Below are 21758 nucleotides of genomic sequence, written 5' to 3'. Positions count from 1 at the left end.
CCAAGGACGATCCCATGCTCACCACCCGTTCACAACGCTGGCGCGACCGGCGCAGCCTCTTCGTCTCGAACGACACGGTGATCGAGCCGTCGCGCTATGCCGTCGATGTCGTCAGCCACGAGATCGCCAGGGCGTTCCTCGCCGATCATCATTACCTGCCACGCTATCCCGCCGCCCAGCTGGCGTGCGGCCTGTTCGGCCCGGGCGCCGCGGGGCGTTCCTCGCTCGTGGGTCTGATCGTCTTCGGCGTACCCGCGAGCAACGCGGTGATTTGCCGGCACACCGGCTATGCCGATGCTGCACGCGGCTGCGTCCTTCAGCGTCTCCTGTGCCTGCCCAGTGTCGCAGCCAACGGCGAGAGCTTCTTTACAGCCCGTGCCTTCAGGTTGTTGCGCCAGGCCAAACCTGCCATCGATGCCGTCGTCAGCTTTTCCGACCCTGCCTTCGGTCATTGCGGCGTCGTCTATGCCGCTCTCTCCGGGGCCTATCGGGGCACAACGAGGCCGAGGACTGTCCTGCGCCTCGCGGGGCAAACGATATCCGGGCGCGCCCTCTCCAAAATCCGCTCACTCGATTCAGGACATGGCGGCGCAATCGCCCACCTTGTGGATCTTGGCGCGCCTGCGCCCATGTCCGGCGAACATCCCGCCGACTGGCTCACCCGCCTGACCAACCGCGGCATCCTCACGCGCGATCGGCAAAGCCCGCTATTTACCTATTGCTTCGAGTTGACCCGTGACGCGCGCCGAACAGGCCAGGACCTGCCTCGACTTGCCTATCCACGCCGAAGCGACGTCATTCGCGATCGCCTGTCCCAAGGCGTGAACGGCACGACACAGGATCGGTTTTCGTCACCCGGCATTCTGCGGCGTGAGGCGGAAACATTCGTCAGGAATTGACCTTCCAAGGAGACGCGACATGAGCCGTCACGATTTTACCGGCATCGAACCCGATATCAGCGTCAGCATCGGTTGGGACCGGCCATTGAACAGTTTCTTCGTTCAGGTTCTACGACGGCATCCCCATCTCGATGGCGAGGATGACACGATTGTCTGGCACGGGACGGAACCTGGCGAGCTGAAATCGGCTTCCGACGCCATCGCGATCGCGTCACGCTGGGCGCGGCTTCCTGCCGACCTTGGCCGCATTCTCGAAACCGACCGGCTGAAAACGCTCGGCGCAAAGGATGGACCGGCGCAGATCGCGATGAAGCGGCGCCTCTTTGGCGACTGAGCCTCCGGGCAGAAGGTGAGGGGGATGGGCGCGATCGATCAATAGCGATCGACGGAGAACCCCATGCCCCATGTCATCGACCTCGGTGCCGGTCCCACCAACGAGGATTGCGCGCAGCTTGGCCAATCGCCCGACTTCGACGCGCTCAACCGCCTCGAAATCGCAACCTACAAATGCGCGCTGATCGCGCGCTACGGCGCGCCGCCTCCCGGCTGCCGTCTCGCTGCCCTGTCAAACGCCCACGATTTCGGCCGCTACGTCACGCTCGTCCTGCACATCGACGACGAGACCGACGAGGCCGTCTGTGCCTATGCCGAACAGGTCGAGGAGGGCCTTGGCACCTGGCTCGAAGCCGGCTTCAGCGCGCCTGTCATCCATGACGGCGAAACCCCCCGGATCGTGCATCCCGATTCCACCGCCGCGGTCGTGAGCGCCCTGCTCATCACTCGCCCGCGTCCCGACGGGCGCTTCCCGGTCCCCGATTTCGAGACCCTCCACACCAACCTTGCAGGCGCCTTCCCGGACGAGGCCGCGGCCGCACGCGCGCGTCTGTCCGACGTCGAAAGCGCCTGACCGCGCCTGTTCCCAACCCGGACGGAGATCAGCATCATGGCGAACACTTACACCAAAGCCGCCTTCACCATCCTCATGAGCCATGCCGACGCCATGCTCCTTCGCGTCGCCGAGCAAGCCTGCGGGATTCTCGACACAGGCGGCGAGGACGAGGATCTTGCGCGGCAATATGACGCCCTCGATCCGGCATTTCGGGCTGTCTTCCCCCCCGAAGGCGCCTCGAAGTTCGGAACCTTCCTCGCGATCTTTCCCGATCCTGGCTTCCCCTGTCTCGACTGCGCCATCGACATCCGGTCGAACGACGCCAACGACGCACAAGTCACGTTCAGCGGCGAACAGTTCGGCGTCGAACAGGTCGCCAACCTGCTCCTGGCAGCATGCAAATCCGCGCTTCCCTGCGGCTTTGCCTGGGTGTCGGACTGCGACCGGCTTCGTCCCGGCGAATTTGCCGGAGGGTGTGTCGTCGTCACAGGGGACGGCGTCCGCTTCCATTCGACCCAGACGATCCTCGAGCGCGCACTGCACCGCATCGAAGCGGGGGCAGACAGTGGCGTCGATGGCGTCGTGCTCGCCGTTCGCGATCCCTCGAGCGGCGATATCGGCTTCTGGAACGATGCGACCCAAAGTCTCGGATTGCTCTGCCACGCGAGCGTCTATCATCCCTCGCGCGCCGCATCCTGGGAAAACGTGCCATTCGAAGAATTCGACTGGATGGCACTTCCGCAAAACCTCGCGGCCTGATCGGCCATGCTCGACACCGATACATCGCATCGCATATCCGGTCTGCCCGCGATCGCACTGCCTCCCGCCATGCTCGAGGCCATCGCAGCAGGCGCATGGGTCGTGTTCAACCTTTCGGGCGGCAAGGACAGCTCGGCCGCGATGTTCACGGTCAACCCGCTGCTCGACGCACTCGGTCACCCCCGTGAACGTCGCCTTGCCCTCCATGCCGATCTCGGCCGCGCCGAATGGGACGAGACCCCGGCGACGGTTGAGGATCTTGCCGCTCTGGCAGGTCTGCCCCTCACGATCGTCCGCCGCGCTGCGGGTGATCTGTTCGATCGCTGGGCCAAGCGCTTTGCCAACGGCAAGGCGCGCTACGAGGCGCTCGAAACCTACAATCTGATAGGCCCCTGGTCTTCCTCGGCGCTTCGGTTCTGCACATCCGAGATGAAAGCCCATGTCATCGGGCCGCACCTCGCACGAACCCTCCGCGGCGCGACCATCGTAAATGTCCTGGGTCTTCGGCGCGACGAAAGTCCCGCTCGCGCTCGCACGCCCGAATGGAAACCCGATCCTCGCTACGCGCCGGCGGGCAATCCCCACGGCACCCGCATGATGCTGTGGAACCCGCTGACGCACTGGACGACGCCGCAAGTGCTGGCTGCCCACGCCACGCTGCATATCCCGCTCCACATCGCCTATACCTGCCATGGCAGTTCGCGCCTTTCCTGCCGCTTCTGCGTTCTCCAGTCGCTCGCCGACGCCAGAGCGTCAGCATCGGCGCCGGCCAATCGCGACGCGCTTCTGCATCTGGTCGATCTCGAAGCGAGTTCGACCTTTTCCTTTCAGCCTGGCCGGTGGCTCGCGGACACAGATCCGCGCCTGCTACCCGACGATCTCGCGCGACGGATCGGCACGGCCAAGGCCGACGCCGCCGAGCGTCGCCGCCTCGAAGCCGCGATGCCGCCCGAACTGCGCTACGTCAGGGGCTGGCCGCCCCGCATTCCGACCCATGACGAGGCCGCGATCATCGCGGCGTCACGGGCACCGATCCTGGCGCGCCACGATCTCTCCAACCTTTACCCGACCGCAAACGCCGTTCGCGCGCGCTTTGCCGACCTCATCGACGTCAAGCGCGCCGCCTGACCCCAGCAAGGACCGCTTCCCATGGCCGATATTACCGATCTCCCCGTCATGAGCCGGGCCGATGCCCTCGCCATCGGCTTTGCCGGGTTCAACGATGTCCCGCACAAGGCGATCGACGTCCCCGACGGGGCGTTCACCATCACCGCAAGAACAAGCGAGGGTCGCCGCGTCACCTTCTGCTTTCTCGAAAAGACTTACGGCGGACCGCCCCGGTTCATCGACATCCAGTTCCACGACCGCGGCACCCATATTCCCAACGCCGACGGCGGGGTCTCGCCGACGTTCAACGCCTTTGCGATAACCCGCGGCGGACGCTTCGTCGCCGATAGCCGCTCTCTCGACGAGGCCCGCAAGCCAACGATCCTGGTCCTCTCGCTCGACAAGGCCGGGGAAGAAGCTGCGCACCCGACACGGCCCGATGGCGGCAGGAAGGATCGCGACCTTGCCGACCTGCTCGACCGCGCCGCAGCGGTCATCGCCGATCCCGACAGCGAGATCCGCTCGGACCGCAACGATCTGGTTGACAGTCTCCATGCCGAGGCTGCGATACGTCGCCAACGGACCGATGCGTCATGACCGTCCCCACGACGGCACCATCGGACGCCTGACCGAAGGAAGAGGGAAGCGAGGGACTTGGATCGGGGATGAATTCCAGCCCCGGCAACAACGGAGTCCCCCATGCGCAGCATCCTTGCCTTCTACGAGATCGATCGCGCCTATGGCGGCCCTGAAGAGGGCGGTTGGTTCTACGATACCGGCACTTTCGTCCGCGCGATCGCGCTCCATTTCGACGAACGGACCGCGATCGACGCGATGCACCGCGCCAACCGCCTTCTCGCACGCCTCCAGCGCCATCGCACGCCGGTCAGCTCGGTCACCTATAGCGGCGGACGCTATCGGGCCTTCGTTTTTTCCGGACTGCCGCCCGCGCGCTTTCCCGCCGAGCGCCCCCGCTACGCCTGATCCCTCCCAGCTCGAAAGGAACAGCGCCATGTACCGCGTCCATTATTACGACAGCAGCGAAGCGGCGTATGACGCCTGCCTCGACACACCCTGCATCGAGGAGGGCGATGTCATCGCCATCCTTTCCGAGCATGTCATCGGTCTCGCCTCGAGCGATCCCATCGCCATCACGCTCGAACATGGCGCGTTCCGCGCGGTTCCCGCGATGCCGGCGTCGCGGCTGCTCGAAGAACTGGTACACGACAGGGACCAGCTGCGACACGCCGTCGAACTGGCACTCGCCCACCATTTGCCGGTCGCACCCCATTTTCTCGCCTTCGCGCTGCGCAACGTGCCCTTGCCTGTCACCTGCACGGTCGTCGCACTGACGCTCGACGACATCATGGTCGCAGTCGACGCGATCCGACATCACGAGACGCGGCTCAACAAACGCGCCGGACTGGTCGATCCCCAGACGTCGCACGGACTCTTTCTCGCCTCGACGCTGCGCAAGCTCGCGACGGCCCGCAGGCATCTGTCCGAGCATCCTCCGCTCGAACATCCCACACATCCCTCTGGCTGACCCTTATCGTCGCCCCGGCATCGTCGAACGATGCCGGAACCGGCTGCGCCGGCAGGGAAGGGGGAGCGGATCGGCAATCCGGACATGGGGTCCGGATCTCTGCCGAAAGGTCATGACCCATGTGCATCGATCCCAATGCCGAACCCGTCGCCTTCGCGCTCGACACCAAACTCTGCCATCTTTTGCCGACGCTCTCCGACGCGCATCGCGAGGCCATCGCTCACGATCTCGCGCGCACCGCGATCTTTATGGCAACCGCGATGGCAGCGGACATGGCCCAGGACGCCGTAAATGGCCTGGTGCCCATCCCTGCGATGCCCCGTCTCGGCAAGCCGCCTGCACCCGCGAAGGTCCCACCTGCCGAAATCGTCGACATCGTGACGCTGACGCCCGCGATCCCGCCCATCGTCGCTGTCATGCAGAAAACCACCGACGTCACGGTTGCGGGCGTCAGCGAGCGCGACGGCTATACGTTCGGCATAGACAACCGGACCGATCGACTGATCGACATCCGACACGCAGGCAAACGCTGGTGCATGACGCCCGACGACGAAGCGAGCGCTGTCGTTTCGCGCGCGATCGGCGCCCTTGTCGCCGCGCATGCCGATATCGGCACTGCCTTGACCCGGCAGATAGCGCGCTGATCGCAGGACATCTGCCCAACTGAAACTCTCCCCGGCATGGCCGGATCGCACCACCGTCCGCGTGAAGAACGCGTTCGGTGAGGGGCGCTTTCGCGCCCTGCCCGGCCAAGGGGCCGGGGAGAGGAGGAGGATGGGAGAAAGTGTCGAGGACAAGGGGTCCAGACGCACAATCTCACGGAGACACGACATGAACATCGGATCGATCAAGCAGAACGACGCGGGCATTTTCATGGGCCGCATTTCGACGCTGGCAGTGGCGATGACGATCGCGCTGAAGCCGGTGCATTCCGCCAACCCGCGCGCGCCGCGCTACGAAATCCACGCGCTCACCCCGAGCCGGACGTGGGTGCAGGTCGGGGCCTTCTTCGAACTCACCTCGACCAACACCGGCGAGGCGTTCCTCAACGGCCGCATCGACGATCCCTCGCTGGCGCAGCCGCTCCAGGTCTCGGCGTTCCGCCAGGACGACGGCTCGTACAATGTCGTGTGGCAGCGCGCCCAGAAGCGCCGCGACGTGACGTCCGCGCTCGGGATCAAGTCGGACGAGGATATCGCGCCGCCCTTCGGGGCCGATGGCAGCAGCGTCAGCGACACCGGCAGCGAACCGACCCCGGACGGTCTCGGCCAGTCCACCGCGCCGGTGGAGGAGCCCGTCGCCAAGGGTCGCGGTCGCGCCAAGCGCGTTGCCGAAGACGCCTGAAATTCAAAGGGGCGGTGCCGTTACGGCATCGCCCTTTTTTTGCCTGCCGGGAACGAGTTCCTCGATCATTCATCCATGACGAGTCAATTCATCGTTGTGTTGAACCCGTTTATCGCCTCAATCCGTTTCACCGATGAGCACAGAGTGAATGGCAGAAACTGGAGCATGAAGAGGAGAGGGTGATGACTGGCAGCTGGACGAATGGAGCGCAAGCCTCGGACGGGACCGGCAAGTCATTGGCCTCAGGAGTCTGCACCATGCCAGATCGCGTCTCGGTATCCATTACCATCGGAGGGATACTCCCTGCCGATCGGGTGCCCGAACTCATCGAAACCGCCAACCGATGCGGCCTTTCTCTTGAATGGGATGGGGGGCCGCTGACGGAGATACCCTCTGGAGAACCTCTCTGCCTACGCGCCCATGAAGTGGTCGGCGGTGATATCGACGACATGGAGGACTTTTGCTGCCATAACGACCTGCCTTTCAGAAGCTGGTCCGACGGTAACTACGGGCATTTTACACCTGAAATCCGCATCTGGATCGGCGAAGGTCCACGACAGGTCTATACCGCCGCACAAGACGAGAAGGCCGTCCTGACCGCCGACGAAGCGTCGCAACTAGGTTCCTACGAGGCGATCATGGAGCATTTCCGTCAGGCCAACTACATCCCTCCGCCGCTCCATATCCTCCCCATCAAGGCGCCGGACGATGCAGCTGAAGCACAATCTTCATGTGAGTAACCCTTAAGGGTTACCCAATTCGACAGTCCAGTCGCCAAAATGCCCCTCTTCGAACCACCACCGTCCGCGTGAAGAACGCGTTCGGTGAGGGGCGCTTTCGCGCCCTGCCCGGCCAAGGGGCCGGGGAGAGGAGGAGGATGGGAGAAAGTGTCGAGGACAAGGGGTCCAGACGCACAATCTCACGGAGACACGACATGAACATCGGATCGATCAAGCAGAACGACGCGGGCATTTTCATGGGCCGCATTTCGACGCTGACAGTGGCGATGACGATCGCGCTGAAGCCGGTGCATTCCGCCAACCCGCGCGCGCCGCGCTACGAAATCCACGCGCTCACCCCGAGCCGGACGTGGGTGCAGGTCGGGGCCTTCTTCGAACTCACCTCGACCAACACCGGCGAAGCTTTCCTCAACGGCCGCATCGACGATCCCTCGCTGGCGCAGCCGCTCCAGGTCTCGGCGTTCCGCCAGGACGACGGCTCGTACAATGTCGTGTGGCAGCGCGCCCAGAAGCGCCGCGACGTGACGTCCGCGCTCGGGATCAAGTCGGACGAGGATATCGCGCCGCCCTTCGGGGCCGATGGCAGCAGCGTCAGCGACACCGGCAGCGAACCGACCCCGGACGGTCTCGGCCAGTCCACCGCGCCGCTCGAGAACGCCTGATCGACCACGGGCGGCGCATATGCGTCGCCCCTTTCGCTCCCTCGACGGGGATCGCTTCGCTCCCCCCGAAGCGGTCCCCGTCTTCATTCTGGCTATTCCGCGCACAATGCGTATAATTGCCATTTCCACCGCAGGAGGATATCATGGCGACCCGCGCTGACGACGACACCGTCAACCTCACCGACTTTCACAAGTCTCCCGGCGTCTATGTCGATCAAAGCCAGACGCGGCCTGTCATTCTCACCAAGCACAAGCGTCCGTTCGCGGCCGTCGTCAGTGCCCAGTGGCTCGAACATGCCGAAGCTGCGCTCGCTGCGCTTCATGGAAACCGCCGTGTCTATTCCGAAGGAACCTTCCCCAATGACTTCGCGGCCCGTCTTGAAGCCTCGCTTCCCAGTGACGCCGAAATTGCCGCCGATCGATGGGACCACGACACCCCCGGCACCGCCGCCTCGCCCGGGTGATATCCTCAACTATGTCTATCTCTTCAGCACCGACGCCGCGGCGGGCAGGGACGAAGGCGTCAAGGAACGCCCCGTTATAGTCCTTGCCGCCGATGCCTCCGGCATCGTCGTTGCGCCCATCACCACCAAGGGCGAGGTACCCGATAGCGACACCGATGCGATCCCTGAGGTTGTCGCGACCGCTATGGGTTTGCCGCGCCCGCAGGAAAGCTATGTCGTTCTCAACGAAGCGAATGAGTTCGACTGGCGCGGCCACGACGTGATCGATCTCAAGAGTGGCGGCTTTCTCTACGGTAGAACCCCGCCGGGATATTTCGCAAAGATCATCCGCGCCATTCAGGCACGGCTCCTGAAGCCTCTGGACCGTCGCTAACGGGTCTCTCATCCAATCGCCATCGACAATCGCCCTCTGAAAGGAGCGGTGCCTTGCGGCACCGCCCCGACGGTTGGGATCGCAACTGTCCGCCAACCGGCCCTGATCTCGCAATCCGGCGGCCTGTAAAGCCATCGCCACCCTGCCAGCGGAAGCGCCCTGAAAGCAGCCTTCGATGGCGATCGGAACGGTGCCGGGGATGGCGGTTGCTGGCGATCGCCCTGGCAAGCGTTCCGCCCGAAGGTGCCCTTGCGGCATCCGGCTTCCTCGACACGGCCGTCACGTCCGCATGTGACCGTCCTTGTTCAGCTCCGGGCTGTCGCCACCATCCCAAGGAGTCGCGACGCTGGTGGTCCGGTTGCCCCCCGCACTCCATCGCCCGGGGATACGGATGACGCACCCGACCCTGTCGGTTCACGAGACTTGTCCATCTCGAAGCCTGCGGGAACCTTGGGCTGCGACCGGCGGTCCATCCGCCGTTTCGTGTCACCTGCGCCGGGAGCCGGAACCCCGCAACCCCTTTGGCAGGGCCGTGTTGCCGCGCGTTGCGCGGCTGCCCGCACCACCCCTGCAAAAGCGGTTCCCCTCCGGTCGATCGATCCCGCCGCCTGCGCGACGGTCCCGATCGCCCTGCGGTGCGGCGCCCCAGCTCCCGGCGCTCCTCAGGTGACACCGGCGGACGAACCGCCGGCCACATCCCAAGGAGGCTTCGAGATGAACAACGTGAACCTGGTCGGCCGCATCACCCGCACCCCCGAGCTGCGCGAGGTCAACCGCACCACCAGCGTCGCGACGATCTTCGTGGCGACCGATCGCCCCAAGCTGAATAAGGACGGCCACACCTACAAGGGCGAGGACGGCTTCACGGTCAAGGAAACCGAATACCACAAGGTCACCTGCTTCAACGGCCTCGCCAAGGCGATCGCCAACAACCGCCAGAAAGGCGACCTCATCGCCATCGAAGGCCGCCTCCACTACACCCGCTGGCAGGACGTCGACGGCAACGACCGCTACGGCTGCGAGATCATCGCCGACCGGGCAGAATTCTACTGACCCGAACCGCACGGGGCGGTGCCGCAAGGCACCGCCCCTGCCGCGTGCTCACTCTGACCGGCGCGCCGCCCTCGACGCGATGCTGACGCATCGCGCCTTGCGCGCGCGCCTCCGCTCGAAAAGGATCGGCATCATGACCACCCAGCGCGACATGTTCGACGGCGATCCGTTCGCGCCGGACCCCGAACCCGAAATCCCGGCACCGGCGCGCGGCAGTGACGACGGCGATGCCGTCGCCCCCACGCCGCTCGCGGTGCCATGCGGCTTCTACGATCGCCGGAACCAGCCCTGCCGCCGTCTCGCGACCCGTCCGATCCTCATGGACGGCAAGCCCTTCGTCCATCGCGACCGGCTGCTGCTCTTTTGCCCGCGCCAATGCTGGTTCGACGACGACAGCGCGGTTGAGCCGGAGCCGGCGAACCGGATTGTCGGCCATACCGGATATGACGACGAACCGGATTTACACATCAATCCGGTAACCGACGATCACGATGACAATTTCGACCCCGACGATCCGGGTCACACCCAGATGCCTGATTACGGGGACGCCCATGACGACGGCGATAGCCACGACTACGATCCATGACCGCGTGATCCAACGCGCAGCCTCTCCGGCTGCGGCTGCGGCCGCTGTCGCGGCCGCCGCTCCCTTGCATCCGGTTCGGGCGGTCGGTCCTGCCATGGTGGTTGAGAGAAGGGCGTAGAAGAAGAGGTTGGGCGTCCCGCCCTATGGGCGGGCACGCGGCTCTACTCGGCCCTGGCGGGCCTCCCGGAGCCCCCTGCGGGGTCTCCGCCCTGACGGGTGACGATCCGCTCGCTGCGCCGGGCGTCCTCCTTGGGGGCGGCGCGGGCTGGTTCGCCCTCCCGGGCTCTCTGGCGCCCGCTTTACGATGCCGTGCCTTGCGGCACGCCATCGTCGCCCGCCGTCGGTCCGACCCGGCGTGCCTGCCACAACATAATATTTTCTCTCTCTGTGATGAGGAAGTTTGGCATGCGGGGATTTGCGGGCCGTCAAGGACGAGCGGTCCCCCAATTTTCACGCACCCGACACTCCGGCTGCGCCTCCGCTTTCGGGCACGAGAAAATCGGCTCCACCGCTCGCGAGCGTTAACCGGGGTCCGTGCCGTCTGCGCGGCACGGCTTCCCGGTTAACGTCCCTGACCGCCCTGACCGCCGCATGCCGGATGAGATTCCTCACCGAGAGAAGGTGAGATTTTCAACACATGGAGGCTATCATGACCAAGTACAGCAACTTCGACGACATGGGCCGCGCGTTCAACGAGCGCCGCGTCGACACCGAAACCCGCCAGACCTACGAAGGCAGCTTCATCGAAGCCAGCGAGATGGCCAAGCTCAGCATCGTGGGAGAAGCCGAGAAGCTGGAAATGCCCGATCCCGATCAGGCAGCAGCCGCCGTCGAACAGATGCTCTCGACGATGTTCGATGTGTTCCGCGACACCCGGATGGAGGAGTTCGCCGCCGACCTCGCATGGGGCTTCGTCAACAGCTTCCACATGGTGGCCAAGCGCATCGAGGGCCGGGAGGATGACGCCGCCAAGAAGCTGGGCGATCTGGTCCGCAGCTACGACCCCTCGGAGATCTACGCTGTCGAACTCGAAGAGACCCAGCTGCTCTGCCAGACACTGGAAGGGTGCGCCGAGGCGATGCGCTGCATGCGCGACCACGCCGGCGAAGTCTATCGCATCGAGACTGGCCGTCCCTTCTCGACCGTGCGCGGCAGCCGCGTCTCCTCCAAGCTCACCGCCTCGATGATCGACGGAGCCGACTATCTGGCCGCACGCGCCGCCAAGAAGCGGGAAGAGCACAACCCGACCGGGCCTGTCGTCGCCTTCTCGGGCGGCATGGAATGGCACGACCACGAGCAGCTCTTCGAACGCCTCGACCAGATCAAGCGCCGCATCCCCTCGATGGTCCTGATGACCACCGCGATGAACAAGGGAGCCGACGCCATCGCCGCAGCATGGGCGTCCTCGCGCGACGTCAAGCTGGTGCGCATGATGCTCGAGCGTCGTCACGGCAACAAGGCGGGGTTCCTGCGCAACGACCGCATCGCAAGCCTGCGTCCCGTCGAGGCAGTCGTGTGCGAAGGATCGGGCGTCCAGATCGACTTCGCCCGCAAGATGCGCACCGCTGGCGTCCCGCTGCACGTCTTCCGTCGCAACGAACAGGCACCGATGCAGCCTGCGCGCAGCCGCCGCGCCTGACGCATCTGTCGGAAGGGCTCCGGGAAACCGGGGTCCTTCCCTTTTTTTACGTCGCCCTGGGCGGCGCTCCGGGGCATCGAGCCCCATCGCGCCGCGTGGGCCTGACCTTGCGGTCGATGACGCCCATAGACGGCAGCGGCCCGGCTCGCTCGCGGCATGGCAATGCCGTCGCATTGCCGATGCACGCTACGCCTCGCCAGTGCCGATCGCACCGCGCATCACAGCCGCGCCGGCTCGCTCGCATCGCGGCCACGCCTGCGCGTGTCGCGCTCGCTCCGCATCGACCGGCGCGGCACCCATCGAGCATGGCGCACCGCCGCCCGGTCCGGCTCGCTGGCGGGCGCGGCGATGCCGTCGCATCGCCTGCGCACCCGCTGCGCCTCGCGCGGTCCCGGGACGCCCTCCATGACAGCCGACCGGCACGGCTCGCTCGCGTCACGGCGACCCCTGCGGGTCGCCCGTTCGCTACGCCTCGCCAGTGCCGATCGCACCGCGCACCACCAACGCACCCGATGCCGGGATGCCGGGTCGATCACGGTCCTTCGGACCGACAATCCTGAACCGACCAGCGCGACCCTGACGGGTCGAAGAGCAGGGGGATCGGGAATGCGGTTTCAATCGGGAGACAAGCCCATGTCGATCACATTCTCGCTCGCAGTCCAGCAGCGCGCCGTCGCCAAACCGGCCATCATCACCGCTCGCCAGCTCGCCGCGTTCCGCGCCTTCGCTCGCGAGCGTGGTGAACTCATCGAGGACGACGATGATGACCCGCTTGTCAGCGCCAGTTTCGAGGCCCGCGTATGTCCATGGTCGCTCGCATCGATCTGCGCCCTGTTCGATCATGACGAAGCCGTCATAGCCGTGGTCGAGGAAGCGCAGTTTCGCGGCCTTACCATCCGGTTCTGGCGCGACGATGCGACCCGCTCCATCCGCATGTGCGTCGGTTCCTCACCCGACGGCGCAGCCGAAATCGATCTCTCCAACCAGAACGGTTACGCCGTTCTCGAGGCGATGGGTCTTGGCACCGAAGCGTGCGGCGACATTCCCCTCGACGATCTGCGCGCGCGGCTCGGAAAACCCGACATCCGCAAAGCCATGACCGACAATGGCCTGCACAGCTATCTCGATCGTCTCGACAGGATTGCCGCGACCTCCACGGTCGCCGACGATGTACGCATGGTCTGGGGTTAGCCTCCCTCCACGGTCCCTGCGTCGGGGGTGCCGGACATTCGTCCGGTGCCCCTTTTTTCTGCCTGCATGGCACAAGATCCGTGACAATCTTTGCCTCTGCAAAATGGGGGAGGGCCTGACGGCCGCTCCCCCATCATTTTGCCTGTCGGGCTTGAGGCCCGACACAGCGCCGACCGACTTACGCGGTCAGGCGCTTGAGCGTCTCTGTCGCCCCGAGTTTTCGGATCGCTTCGAGGATGCCGGTAAACTGCGCGCTGTCGGCCTTCATCAACCCCGACTTCTCGACCTCTTTCAGCCGGTCGCTTCGCTCCCGTTCGGCAAGCTGCTTGCGTCGCTCGCTCAACCGCTGTTCCTCCGCCTCAAGCTGCTTGCGTTCCTGCTCGATACTCCGTGCCATGGGACATGCCTTTTCTGATCGTGTGACCAGCCTCCACGACACAGGATGCCAGCGTGCCGACGACGACACAATAGCACGCAGCATCATCTCCATATGGAGCCACCATCTCGCTCGCTGATCCGGTCTTGACCGGACCAGCATAAGGGCGACGGACACTGGCCTATGGCCAGGTCCGTCGTGGGGCGGAATTGCTCCGCGAAACCCCGTCCCGACGATCCCGAGGATGATTGCCTGCGGCGCTTCCCTGCCGGAATCGGAGCCAACGATCGGACAACATCCCCTGATGCCCCGACAACCACCGATAGTCCCTAGAGATTTGCACACCCTATGCGGCAGGCCGCAGGTTAAGACATTGAAATATCGACCGTTTGCATACGCTTGCCTGTTTGCATGTGCAAACGCCTCACGACACCCACGCTAACTACTTGTCTTTGCACGATAAGTTCTGTTTGCAATTTAGCTACACGTTATTGCTGGAAACCCCCTGCAAATCGCGGTATCTAAGAGGCTCGGAAGCCCCACCATCCACTTGACCGTGGGTGGTACATGTCTAAGTCAACCATAGCTTTTCGGCTTTTGCCGAGTGAGTTGGCGGCACTGGATCAGATCGCTGCAAAGCGAGGCTGTTCCCGGTCCGAAGCCGCTCGCTACGCTCTCATGTTCGGCATCAGATTTGCCGAGGCGGACCATAGCTTCAATATCACCCGCGCCGTGCTCGTCCTCGAGTACATGCAAGCGGCGATCGACGTCATCATTACGCGCGATCACGGTGACGTCGTCCCACAGCTCTTAGCAGCCGCAAAGCAACGCCTGGAGACCTTCCATGCGTAGCAACGACATCCGCTTCAACGGCCAGGCCGCGACCGTCAAACATCACTCCGCACGCGGACGGATCACCCGAAATTCGGGCAACTTCACGCGCGGATCACAGCTGCTCGCCAGCCAGTACAAGATGACGTGGGCCGGCATCCAGGTGCCCATCTGGATCTGGCTCGGAACCTTCATCGTCCTCTTCAACATTTTCGTCTGGCTGGGGCTTGCCGAACATGAGTTCCAGCTGGACCTCATGAAGCTCTATTCCGCCGTCTGGACATGGGTCGGCGCGGACAAGTTCCACCTCATCAACCTGACCCTTCCCAGCGGCATCGTCACCAAGGTTCCGATCGGTTACGTCCCCTACGAACCCCATGTCGTTCACGCATGGGCGAAGACCGTCAAAATCTTCCTGACCACGCTGGTCATGTCCGTCTTCATTGCCGCGCCGCTCATCATGTGGTTCATCATGTGGGCCAACAAGCGCGGGCGCGACATGCTCCAGGAGCGCCACAATCGCGGCGCGATGCTCGTCGAGAACGATGTTCTCCTCAATGCCGTGCGCGCCCACAACGCCAAAAACTTCCGCAAGGAATGCGCCGAGCACGACCCGCCATTCGATCCCGCACGCGTCGCCAAGGCGCCGGTCATCGATCGCGTAGACCAGGGCATCCATGTGCCCTACCGCATCGCCGGCATCCCCTATCCATGGAGGCTCGAACAGAGCCATACGATGCTCATCGGCACCACCGGCACCGGCAAGACGACGCAGTTGCGCAGTCACGTCTCGCAGATCCGTGCGCGCGGCCACCGCGCCGTCATCTTCGACCTTACCGGCGCCTTCGTCGAAAGCTTCTACGATCCCGAAACCGACGTCATCCTCAACCCCATGGACGAGCGCTGCGCACCGTGGACGCTGTTCGATGAATGCCGCAACTATGCTGATTTCGTGTCGGCCGCCGCCGCGCTCATTCCCTCCCATCCCGAGGACAAGGAACCCTTCTGGCAGAACGCCGCGCGCATGCTCTTCATCGAGATGTGCCTGAAGCTTCAGGAAGATGGCGAAGGCAACAACGCCGCCATCGCCCACCACCTGATGCAGGCCGACCTCAAGAAGATCCACGCCAAGCTCGAAGATACCGTCGCTGCCCCGCTGACGACCGAAAAGGCGGCGCGGATGGCAGAGTCCATCCGCTCCGTCCTCAACGTCAACGGACAGGCGCTTCGCTTCATGCCGGACCCGGTCAAGGGCGGGCCTCCGGCCTTCTCGATCCGCGACTGGATCGCGACCGACAATCGCGACGGGTCGATCATGTTCATCACCGGCTCGTACAACGATCTGGAGATGACCCGCGGGCTCTTCACGCTGTGGATCGACCTCGCCGTCAACAACCTCATGCGCCTGCCCAAGACACGCGATCTGCGGACCTGGTATCTCTTCGACGAGGTCCACGCGCTCCATGCGCTACCGGGCATCGAACATGGCCTCCAGTCCGCCCGCAATTTCGGCGGTGCATTCGTCCTTGGCATCCACTCGTTCGACAAGCTGGTCGCCACCTATGGGCTCCAGAACGCGACCGCGCTGACGGGCCTTGCGCGCACCAAGCTGATCCTCGCCACCGCCGACCGCACGACCGCCGAAAAATGCTCCGAGTTCATCGGCAATCGCGAAGTGCGCCAGATGGATGAAGCCTACAGCTACGGCTATAACAATACCCGCGATGCCTCGACGCTGACGCCGCGCACCGCGATCGAACCGCTCGTCCTGCCCGACGACATCAACAATCTCCCCTCGCTGCACGGCTTCGTCAAATTCCCCGACGGCTTTCCCGCCTCGCGGATCGAACTGAAGATACGCTCCTATCCCGAGATCGCCCCAGGCGCCGTTCCCCGGAAGGACTTCAAGCCGACCGAATACGTCTCGCCGCAGGACCGGCGACGCCGGAACGAAAGCGCGGATGAGGGGGGTGAAGGTGGGCGTGAGCATACGCCCACGCGGCCCGTGGGAGGCGTGGAAGAGCGCGAGGAAGAAGAGCAACAGAAGACGCAGTCTGAAGCTGGTCATGCCCGGAGCGAAGCGGAGAAGGCGGCAGCGGCGATGGAGGTGATCGCCGCACCGCCGGTCGTGGTGGATCAGATCCAGATCGCACAAGCGAACAAAGCAGCCGGCGGAACAGAACCCGGGCAGTCGGCTGATGGCAGGACGGCGTCCAATGCCGAGACCGCGCGCGGAACCCACGGCCAGCTCAACCTCGATGCGAAACTGACTGGCATGGGGATGTCACTCATCGATAACCGCACAGCTGCGCAGGGTGCCGAACAGACACGATCGAACCCCGACATGCACAGTCATGAAGGTCCGTCGAACCGTTCCGATGGCGACCGGCATGAGGACCAGTCGACGCGCGAACTGCGCGACGGGTTCGCGACCGATCGCACCGAGGACCATCATCATCGTCATCACGGGCATGACCGCTCGCCCGAGATCGACGATGACATGGACCCGGAAATGTAACCGATGCTCTCGGTCGCTTCCGTCAAATCGGCCTCGGGCGCGGCGAACTATTTCGCCAAGGACGACTATTACACTGCCGAGCATGCCTCCGAGGCGACCGCGTGGGGCGGGGAGGGGGCGGCAGCGCTCGGTCTGTCGGGCGAGGTCACCAAGGAGGACTTCGAGAAGATCCTCAACGGCGAAATGCCCGACGGGGAAAAGGTCGGGCAGGTCCAGAACCGCCAGTCCGGTGTAGACCTGACTTTCTCGATGCCCAAGTCGGCCAGCGTCATGGCCTATGTCGCCGGCGACGCCCGCGTTCTCGCCGCGCATATGAACGCCGTTCGTGCGACCATGGGATGGGTCGAGAAGACCTTTGCCGAAGGGCGGACCTACGAGCATTCCAGGCATGGCGACGCTGTGCGAACCGGCAATCTCGTCTATGCCATGTTCCAGCACGACACGAGCCGTGCGCTCGATCCGCAGGGACATATCCACGTCCTCGTCGCGAACATGACGAAGATGGCAAACGGGGCCTGGCAGGCGCTGCACAATGGCCAGCTGTGGAAGAACAACACCACCATCGGCGCGGCCTATCATGCCCAGTTCCGCGCCGAGCTGGCAAAGATTGGCTATGAAACCAGCATCACCGGCAAGCACGGCCAGTTCGAGATCAATGGCGTGCCCAAAGCCGTCATCGAAGCCTTTAGTCAGCGCCGCACCGAGATAGCGGCCAAGGCGGCTGAACTGGGGATCACCAATCCCAAGGCAATCGACCGGATCACGACCAATACCCGCGACGCAAAATTGAATGTCGAGGACCGCGATGCCTTGCGCGCGGAATGGCGTGATCGGGCAACCGCGCTCGGGTTCGACGGAAAGGCGCTGGTCGATGCCGCCCGGGATCGTGCCGGTCTTGACAGGCCGGATACCCGGCTCGGCACGATGGAACGGGTCGGTGCGGTGATCGAGACTATTCGCGAGACACTCGGAGAGATGTTCCGCCCCGGCGATCCGCTCGTATCCAGAGGTATCGAGCGGCTACGTCTTTCGCCCGTCGAGATTCGCGCTCAGCATGCTGTTGCATCCGCGATCCGTATCCACGCCCAGCGTGAAGCGGCGTTCGAAGTATCCGCCGTCGCCCGAACTGCGCTCGATCTCGGTCTCAAGGGCGTCACCGCCAGTCATATCGATGCCCGCGTCTCCGAACTGATCCGTAATGAGCAGCTGATCCCCGGCAAGTCGGACCGGATCGATGATTTCGTGACCCATGTCACGACGCCCGAGGCGCTGGCGACCGAGCGCGGTATCCTTGCCGAGATCGAGCGCGGGAAAGGCGAGGGGCGCGTGATCGTCCCTGCCGATGTGGTGATCGACCGCATCAATGCCGCCTCGGGCGACAAACAGCTTAACGAGGGGCAGATGGCCGCCGCCACCATGGCGCTCATCTCGCGCGATCGGATCGTTGCCGTGCAGGGCGTGTCGGGCGCGGGCAAGTCGACGATGCTTGCGAGCGTCGCGCGCAATGTCGAGCAGGAAGGCGGCAAGGTCGTCGGCCTGGCGCTCATGAAAGCCACCGCCGACCGGCTCGGCGCCGAAACCGGCATCGAGAGTCGCACCGTCTCCTCCTTCGTCCACAGCTATGCGCGCCATGCGCTCGCAGGGAAGGGCGCAGGCTATGACGGCGCGCGTGACGCGCTCGCCGGCACGACGATCATCCTCGACGAAGCCTCGATGGTCGGCTCCGAACAGATGAAGCACCTCGTCGGCATCGCCAATGCGCTCGGCGTCGATCGCTTCCTGATGATCGGCGACCGCCAGCAGATTACCGCGGTCGATGCCGGCAAGGCCTTCGCGATCGCACAGGCCGGCGGGATCACGCTGGCGCGGATGGACGAAAACCTGCGCCAGCGCACCGACCAGCTGCGCACGGTCGCTGCGCTCACCAACCTCGGTCAGGTGCGCGAGGCGATGGCGGTGCTCGGCGACAAGGTCACGGCCAACCCCGAGCATGTGAAGGCGGCCGCAGAGCATTGGCTGGGCCTTACGCCCGAACAGCGCGAGACGACGGCCATGTTCTCGTCGGGCCGGGTCGCGCGCGCCGAACTCAATGTGCGCATCCAAGACGGGCTTGCCGCCGAAGGGGCGATCAAGGGCGAGGGCGTCGCGATCGGCGTCCTCGACAAGATCAACATTACCCGCGAGGAACTGCGCTACGCTCACAGCTACAAGCCCGGCCAGGTGCTGGACATCCCGAAAGCCGTCAGGGACCTCGGCCTTGGACCGGGCACCTACGATGTCATCGGCGTCGACCACAAGGGACGCGTCCAGGTGCGGATCGGCTCGCGTGTGCGCAGCTTCGACCCGCAGCGCATATCGCCCCTCGACAAAAGCGATGCGATGCAGCTCGCGCAACGCGAGCAGATCCGGCTGCACGAAGGCGACAAGATCCGCTGGACGAAAAACGATCGCGATCGTGGCCTCAACAACAACGATATCGCCCGCGTCATCTCGGCCGACAAGGCGGGCATCCGCGTCGAGGCGAGCGACGGCACGATCCACGATCTCAAGGCAGGCGATCCGATGATGGAGCGGATCAGCCTTGCCTATGCGCTCAACATGCACGCGGCGCAGGGCATCACGACCGACACCGCGATCGCGGTGATGAGCCACAAGGAATCCAACCTTTCCAACCAGCGCCTGTTCAACGTGACCGTGACCCGCGTCCGCGACGATATCCAGCTGTTCACCGACGATCGCGAAAAGCTGACACAGGCCATCGAGCGCAACGAAGGCAACAAGACATCGGCGCTCGAGACCGTGGGCGAACTTTCGGTCGATCCGGCGCGGGGCGTCGCCGGCGCGCAACCCGCAGCAACGTCGAACGAGCCGTTCAACCCCTCGCTTCCGCCGGACCTCGATCGCGCTCCGGAAAAGCTTGGGAGCAATGCCGAAGTAGCCAACAAGGACAACTCTCTCGGTAAAATCGATATCCGCACCGACCCCTCACTCGACCTTACCAAACATAGGGTAATCGTAGAGCCCAAAGCGCCGGAACTTCCCTTCCCTGAAAAAGACATCGGACTGGAACTGTGATGGCGCTCATGCTCATTTCTGTCCTTGCCCTTGTCGCCCTCGGAATGTGGTGGATCGGTCTGTCTGCCCGCTATCAGGCCCCGCAGCCGCCCGTATATGTGTCCAAAGCCGCTCCCGCACCTCGGATACAGCGACGCGCTTCCAAGGCACCCCGCGCGCGTTCAGCAGGGCAGGTCGGCAACCATCCTTCGGTAAAGTCGGTCTCTTCGCGGGCCATCACGATCGAGATGCCTCTCCCTCGACGGGAACCCGGCCCCTTCGAGACCGACCTCGACCTGCCTCGATGCCACCATCTTCCGCTCGCGTTCGACACCGGCCTGTCGTCGCTCAATCCCTACACCGGCCTCGACGACGATCCCTTCGGCGATCCCGAAATCGAGCGCCTTCTCGAACGCTATCTGCCGCAGCAGCGCAGCCGGTTTCACGACGCCGCCCCCCACCGAAAGGAGTCAAGACCATGACCGCCGCCCCGCTATCCTTCGAACAGGTCATCGCCAGCAAACACTGGCATCCCTGCAACCTCGACACCAACACCATGACCCAGTGCATCCAGCAGGCGAAGCATGAGGACGCTCTCGACTGGGGCGGCGAAACCCTGGCGATGGCCGCGATCTTCGGCCTTACCTACGCCGTCCTCATGCCGCTCGGCCGCTTCCTTCGCTCAAGAGCGATGCAAGAGAGGGGAGGCGGGGTCCATGCGCGCTGATTACCCGCTCTCCTTCCAGAGAGAATGCGAACCCGCGCGCCCGCTGTTGACGATCGCGACCGTCCAGACCGCTTCGGCCGACCGGCTTCGCACGGTCCGAAACGGCACGGGCGACCGCCTCGCCATCCTGGGCGATGGCGACGCGTTCACCGCGCTTGCCGACCAGACCCGCGATGTCCTGATCGATCCGGCGCTCGGCAACTGGGACTTTTTTGCCGATCATCCGAGCGACTATGCCAGATCCTCCGCGATCGAAGCGTTCCTGCCGGTCGAAAACGTGCGCGGCACAGCCTTCACCTATGCCGCGCGCTACGTCCTGCTGCGCGCAATCACCCATATCGGCAATGAGCCGGCAGAGACGCTCTCAGGGGTCCGCCGCCTAATCCATGCGCTGCCCGCCAGCGCGATCGCCGAGGTCGCAGGTCACGATCCGTCGTGTCCGCAGGCACTGCGCTGGGGGGAGACCGTGCGCGCAACCGTGATGACCGGCATTGCCGGCATCGCAGACCGCACGCCAGGCATCGCTCCCGTGTCGATCGCCCGGTGGCTGGCCGGGCCTTCGACCGTCATTCTCTTCGTGCGTCGCGATCCCGGGCGTCCCTCTTACGAAATCAGCGCGATCGAGGTGGCGCTACGCGACCATGCAATGCTGTCGGGATTTTCGACGCATCGCAGCGACGACGAAGCGCGGTCAACTGACTGCCGCCCCGATCATGCGCGGAACCCCGCACATCGTCACGCCCCGACCGGCTCCGCGCGCCGGCGAGGCGATCAGTCAGGAGCATCGACATGAGCAACTGGGAATTTGAGGAAATGGGCGAGTTCGGCTCGGACGCCGACGCCGACCGCTGGGCGAAGCGCAACAACCTCGCCCCGCAGGATGTCCGCATCCGCCGCAAGGGGGATGGGGTGGAGCTCGAGGTCCGGCGCTCGGCCCTCGGCGATGGCGATACCCGCCACGATGACCGTCGCGACGGCCGACGCAACGGCTTCTTCTGAC

The 21758-nt window shown here is 64.4% G+C and carries 27 protein-coding genes; 25 read left to right on the top strand and 2 right to left on the bottom strand.

The window, feature by feature from the left end; translation table 11 throughout:
* Nucleotides 1-14 precede the first annotated feature (14 nt).
* The 17 genes from BRX37_RS17165 (at nt 15) to BRX37_RS17085 (ending at nt 12061) form a co-directional block, all read left to right on the top strand.
* Nucleotides 15-899, top strand: a complete 885-nt coding sequence (locus BRX37_RS17165; RefSeq protein ID WP_234792002.1) for a Mom family adenine methylcarbamoylation protein — start codon at nt 15-17, stop codon at nt 897-899.
* Between the two features lie 19 nt (nt 900-918).
* Complete coding sequence (locus tag BRX37_RS17160; protein ID WP_069336075.1) at nt 919-1233, top strand: hypothetical protein; 315 nt, start codon at nt 919-921, stop codon at nt 1231-1233.
* 63 nt (nt 1234-1296) lie between these two features.
* Nucleotides 1297-1806 (top strand): hypothetical protein, encoded by a 510-nt coding sequence (locus BRX37_RS17155; protein ID WP_069336076.1) that lies wholly within the window; start codon nt 1297-1299, stop codon nt 1804-1806.
* Nucleotides 1807-1842: 36 nt separating this feature from the next.
* On the top strand, nt 1843-2547 hold the full coding sequence (locus tag BRX37_RS17150) for a hypothetical protein (RefSeq protein ID WP_069336077.1): 705 nt from the start codon (nt 1843-1845) through the stop codon (nt 2545-2547).
* Nucleotides 2548-2616: 69 nt separating this feature from the next.
* The gene (locus BRX37_RS17145; protein ID WP_318276739.1) at nt 2617-3675 is read left to right on the top strand and encodes a phosphoadenosine phosphosulfate reductase domain-containing protein; all 1059 of its coding nucleotides are present in this window, start codon (nt 2617-2619) and stop codon (nt 3673-3675) included.
* Nucleotides 3676-3696: 21 nt separating this feature from the next.
* The gene (locus BRX37_RS17140) at nt 3697-4251 is read left to right on the top strand and encodes a hypothetical protein (RefSeq protein ID WP_037444031.1); all 555 of its coding nucleotides are present in this window, start codon (nt 3697-3699) and stop codon (nt 4249-4251) included.
* Nucleotides 4252-4353: 102 nt separating this feature from the next.
* Nucleotides 4354-4638: a DEAD/DEAH box helicase family protein gene (locus BRX37_RS17135; RefSeq protein WP_037444033.1), complete on the top strand. Its 285-nt coding sequence runs from the start codon at nt 4354-4356 to the stop codon at nt 4636-4638.
* Between the two features lie 28 nt (nt 4639-4666).
* Nucleotides 4667-5200: a hypothetical protein gene (locus BRX37_RS17130; protein ID WP_037444036.1), complete on the top strand. Its 534-nt coding sequence runs from the start codon at nt 4667-4669 to the stop codon at nt 5198-5200.
* 119 nt (nt 5201-5319) lie between these two features.
* Nucleotides 5320-5844, top strand: coding sequence for a hypothetical protein (locus BRX37_RS17125; protein WP_037444040.1), 525 nt, complete (start codon nt 5320-5322; stop codon nt 5842-5844).
* A gap of 187 nt (nt 5845-6031) precedes the next feature.
* Nucleotides 6032-6544, top strand: a complete 513-nt coding sequence (locus BRX37_RS17120) for a DUF736 domain-containing protein (protein WP_099234222.1) — start codon at nt 6032-6034, stop codon at nt 6542-6544.
* Between the two features lie 257 nt (nt 6545-6801).
* A complete protein-coding gene (locus tag BRX37_RS17115) occupies nt 6802-7284 on the top strand; it encodes a hypothetical protein (RefSeq protein WP_069338175.1) in 483 nt (160 codons plus the stop codon).
* 194 nt (nt 7285-7478) lie between these two features.
* Entirely contained in the window at nt 7479-7946 is a 468-nt protein-coding gene (locus tag BRX37_RS17110) for a DUF736 domain-containing protein (protein WP_099234220.1), read from the top strand.
* A gap of 143 nt (nt 7947-8089) precedes the next feature.
* Nucleotides 8090-8410, top strand: a complete 321-nt coding sequence (locus BRX37_RS17105) for a type II toxin-antitoxin system Phd/YefM family antitoxin (protein WP_069336079.1) — start codon at nt 8090-8092, stop codon at nt 8408-8410.
* Entirely contained in the window at nt 8355-8783 is a 429-nt protein-coding gene (locus tag BRX37_RS17100) for a hypothetical protein (protein WP_069336080.1), read from the top strand. The genes BRX37_RS17105 and BRX37_RS17100 overlap by 56 nt, the downstream gene beginning before the upstream one ends.
* A 714-nt stretch (nt 8784-9497) precedes the next feature.
* Nucleotides 9498-9836, top strand: coding sequence for a single-stranded DNA-binding protein (locus BRX37_RS17095; RefSeq protein ID WP_069336081.1), 339 nt, complete (start codon nt 9498-9500; stop codon nt 9834-9836).
* A 133-nt stretch (nt 9837-9969) separates the two neighbouring features.
* Nucleotides 9970-10422 (top strand): hypothetical protein, encoded by a 453-nt coding sequence (locus BRX37_RS17090; RefSeq protein ID WP_069336082.1) that lies wholly within the window; start codon nt 9970-9972, stop codon nt 10420-10422.
* A gap of 649 nt (nt 10423-11071) precedes the next feature.
* A complete protein-coding gene (locus tag BRX37_RS17085) occupies nt 11072-12061 on the top strand; it encodes an SLOG family protein (RefSeq protein WP_069336083.1) in 990 nt (329 codons plus the stop codon).
* A gap of 218 nt (nt 12062-12279) precedes the next feature.
* On the opposite strand, the gene BRX37_RS26795 is transcribed toward BRX37_RS17085, so the two are convergent.
* Nucleotides 12280-12468 carry a hypothetical protein gene (locus BRX37_RS26795; protein WP_164522481.1) on the bottom strand — a complete coding sequence of 63 codons (189 nt, stop codon included), beginning with the start codon at nt 12466-12468 and terminating at the stop codon, nt 12280-12282.
* 226 nt (nt 12469-12694) lie between these two features.
* Here BRX37_RS26795 and BRX37_RS17080 point away from each other — a divergent pair, with 226 nt between their 5' ends.
* Entirely contained in the window at nt 12695-13252 is a 558-nt protein-coding gene (locus BRX37_RS17080) for a hypothetical protein (protein ID WP_125988443.1), read from the top strand.
* Nucleotides 13253-13430: 178 nt separating this feature from the next.
* Here BRX37_RS17080 and BRX37_RS17075 read toward each other — a convergent pair whose 3' ends face one another.
* Nucleotides 13431-13649, bottom strand: coding sequence for a hypothetical protein (locus BRX37_RS17075; RefSeq protein WP_069338469.1), 219 nt, complete (start codon nt 13647-13649; stop codon nt 13431-13433).
* Between the two features lie 588 nt (nt 13650-14237).
* On the opposite strand from BRX37_RS17075, the gene BRX37_RS17070 reads away from it, so the two are divergent.
* The 7 genes from BRX37_RS17070 to BRX37_RS17045 are packed head-to-tail and all read left to right on the top strand — an operon-like array spanning nt 14238 to nt 21757.
* Nucleotides 14238-14480 (top strand): hypothetical protein, encoded by a 243-nt coding sequence (locus tag BRX37_RS17070; protein ID WP_163000184.1) that lies wholly within the window; start codon nt 14238-14240, stop codon nt 14478-14480.
* A complete protein-coding gene (locus BRX37_RS17065; RefSeq protein ID WP_099231128.1) occupies nt 14473-16977 on the top strand; it encodes a type IV secretion system DNA-binding domain-containing protein in 2505 nt (834 codons plus the stop codon). Before BRX37_RS17070 ends, BRX37_RS17065 begins: the two co-directional genes overlap by 8 nt.
* Before the next feature lie 3 nt (nt 16978-16980).
* Nucleotides 16981-20052: a MobF family relaxase gene (gene mobF, locus BRX37_RS17060; RefSeq protein WP_069338472.1), complete on the top strand. Its 3072-nt coding sequence runs from the start codon at nt 16981-16983 to the stop codon at nt 20050-20052.
* Nucleotides 20052-20513 carry a hypothetical protein gene (locus BRX37_RS17055; protein ID WP_125988441.1) on the top strand — a complete coding sequence of 154 codons (462 nt, stop codon included), beginning with the start codon at nt 20052-20054 and terminating at the stop codon, nt 20511-20513. The genes mobF and BRX37_RS17055 overlap by 1 nt, the downstream gene beginning before the upstream one ends.
* The gene (locus BRX37_RS26790) at nt 20510-20758 is read left to right on the top strand and encodes a hypothetical protein (RefSeq protein ID WP_069338474.1); all 249 of its coding nucleotides are present in this window, start codon (nt 20510-20512) and stop codon (nt 20756-20758) included. The genes BRX37_RS17055 and BRX37_RS26790 overlap by 4 nt, the downstream gene beginning before the upstream one ends.
* Nucleotides 20748-21551, top strand: coding sequence for a type IV secretion system DNA-binding domain-containing protein (locus BRX37_RS17050; RefSeq protein WP_069338475.1), 804 nt, complete (start codon nt 20748-20750; stop codon nt 21549-21551). The genes BRX37_RS26790 and BRX37_RS17050 overlap by 11 nt, the downstream gene beginning before the upstream one ends.
* Nucleotides 21548-21757 (top strand): hypothetical protein, encoded by a 210-nt coding sequence (locus BRX37_RS17045; RefSeq protein WP_069338476.1) that lies wholly within the window; start codon nt 21548-21550, stop codon nt 21755-21757. The genes BRX37_RS17050 and BRX37_RS17045 overlap by 4 nt, the downstream gene beginning before the upstream one ends.
* Nucleotide 21758: the final 1 nt, after the last annotated feature.

This window comes from Sphingomonas sp. S-NIH.Pt3_0716 (assembly GCF_003950715.1).
Taxonomy (GTDB): domain Bacteria; phylum Pseudomonadota; class Alphaproteobacteria; order Sphingomonadales; family Sphingomonadaceae; genus Sphingobium; species Sphingobium yanoikuyae_A.
The sequence above is the reverse complement of the archived record's forward strand: the minus strand, read 5'-3'. Positions and strand labels throughout refer to the sequence as shown.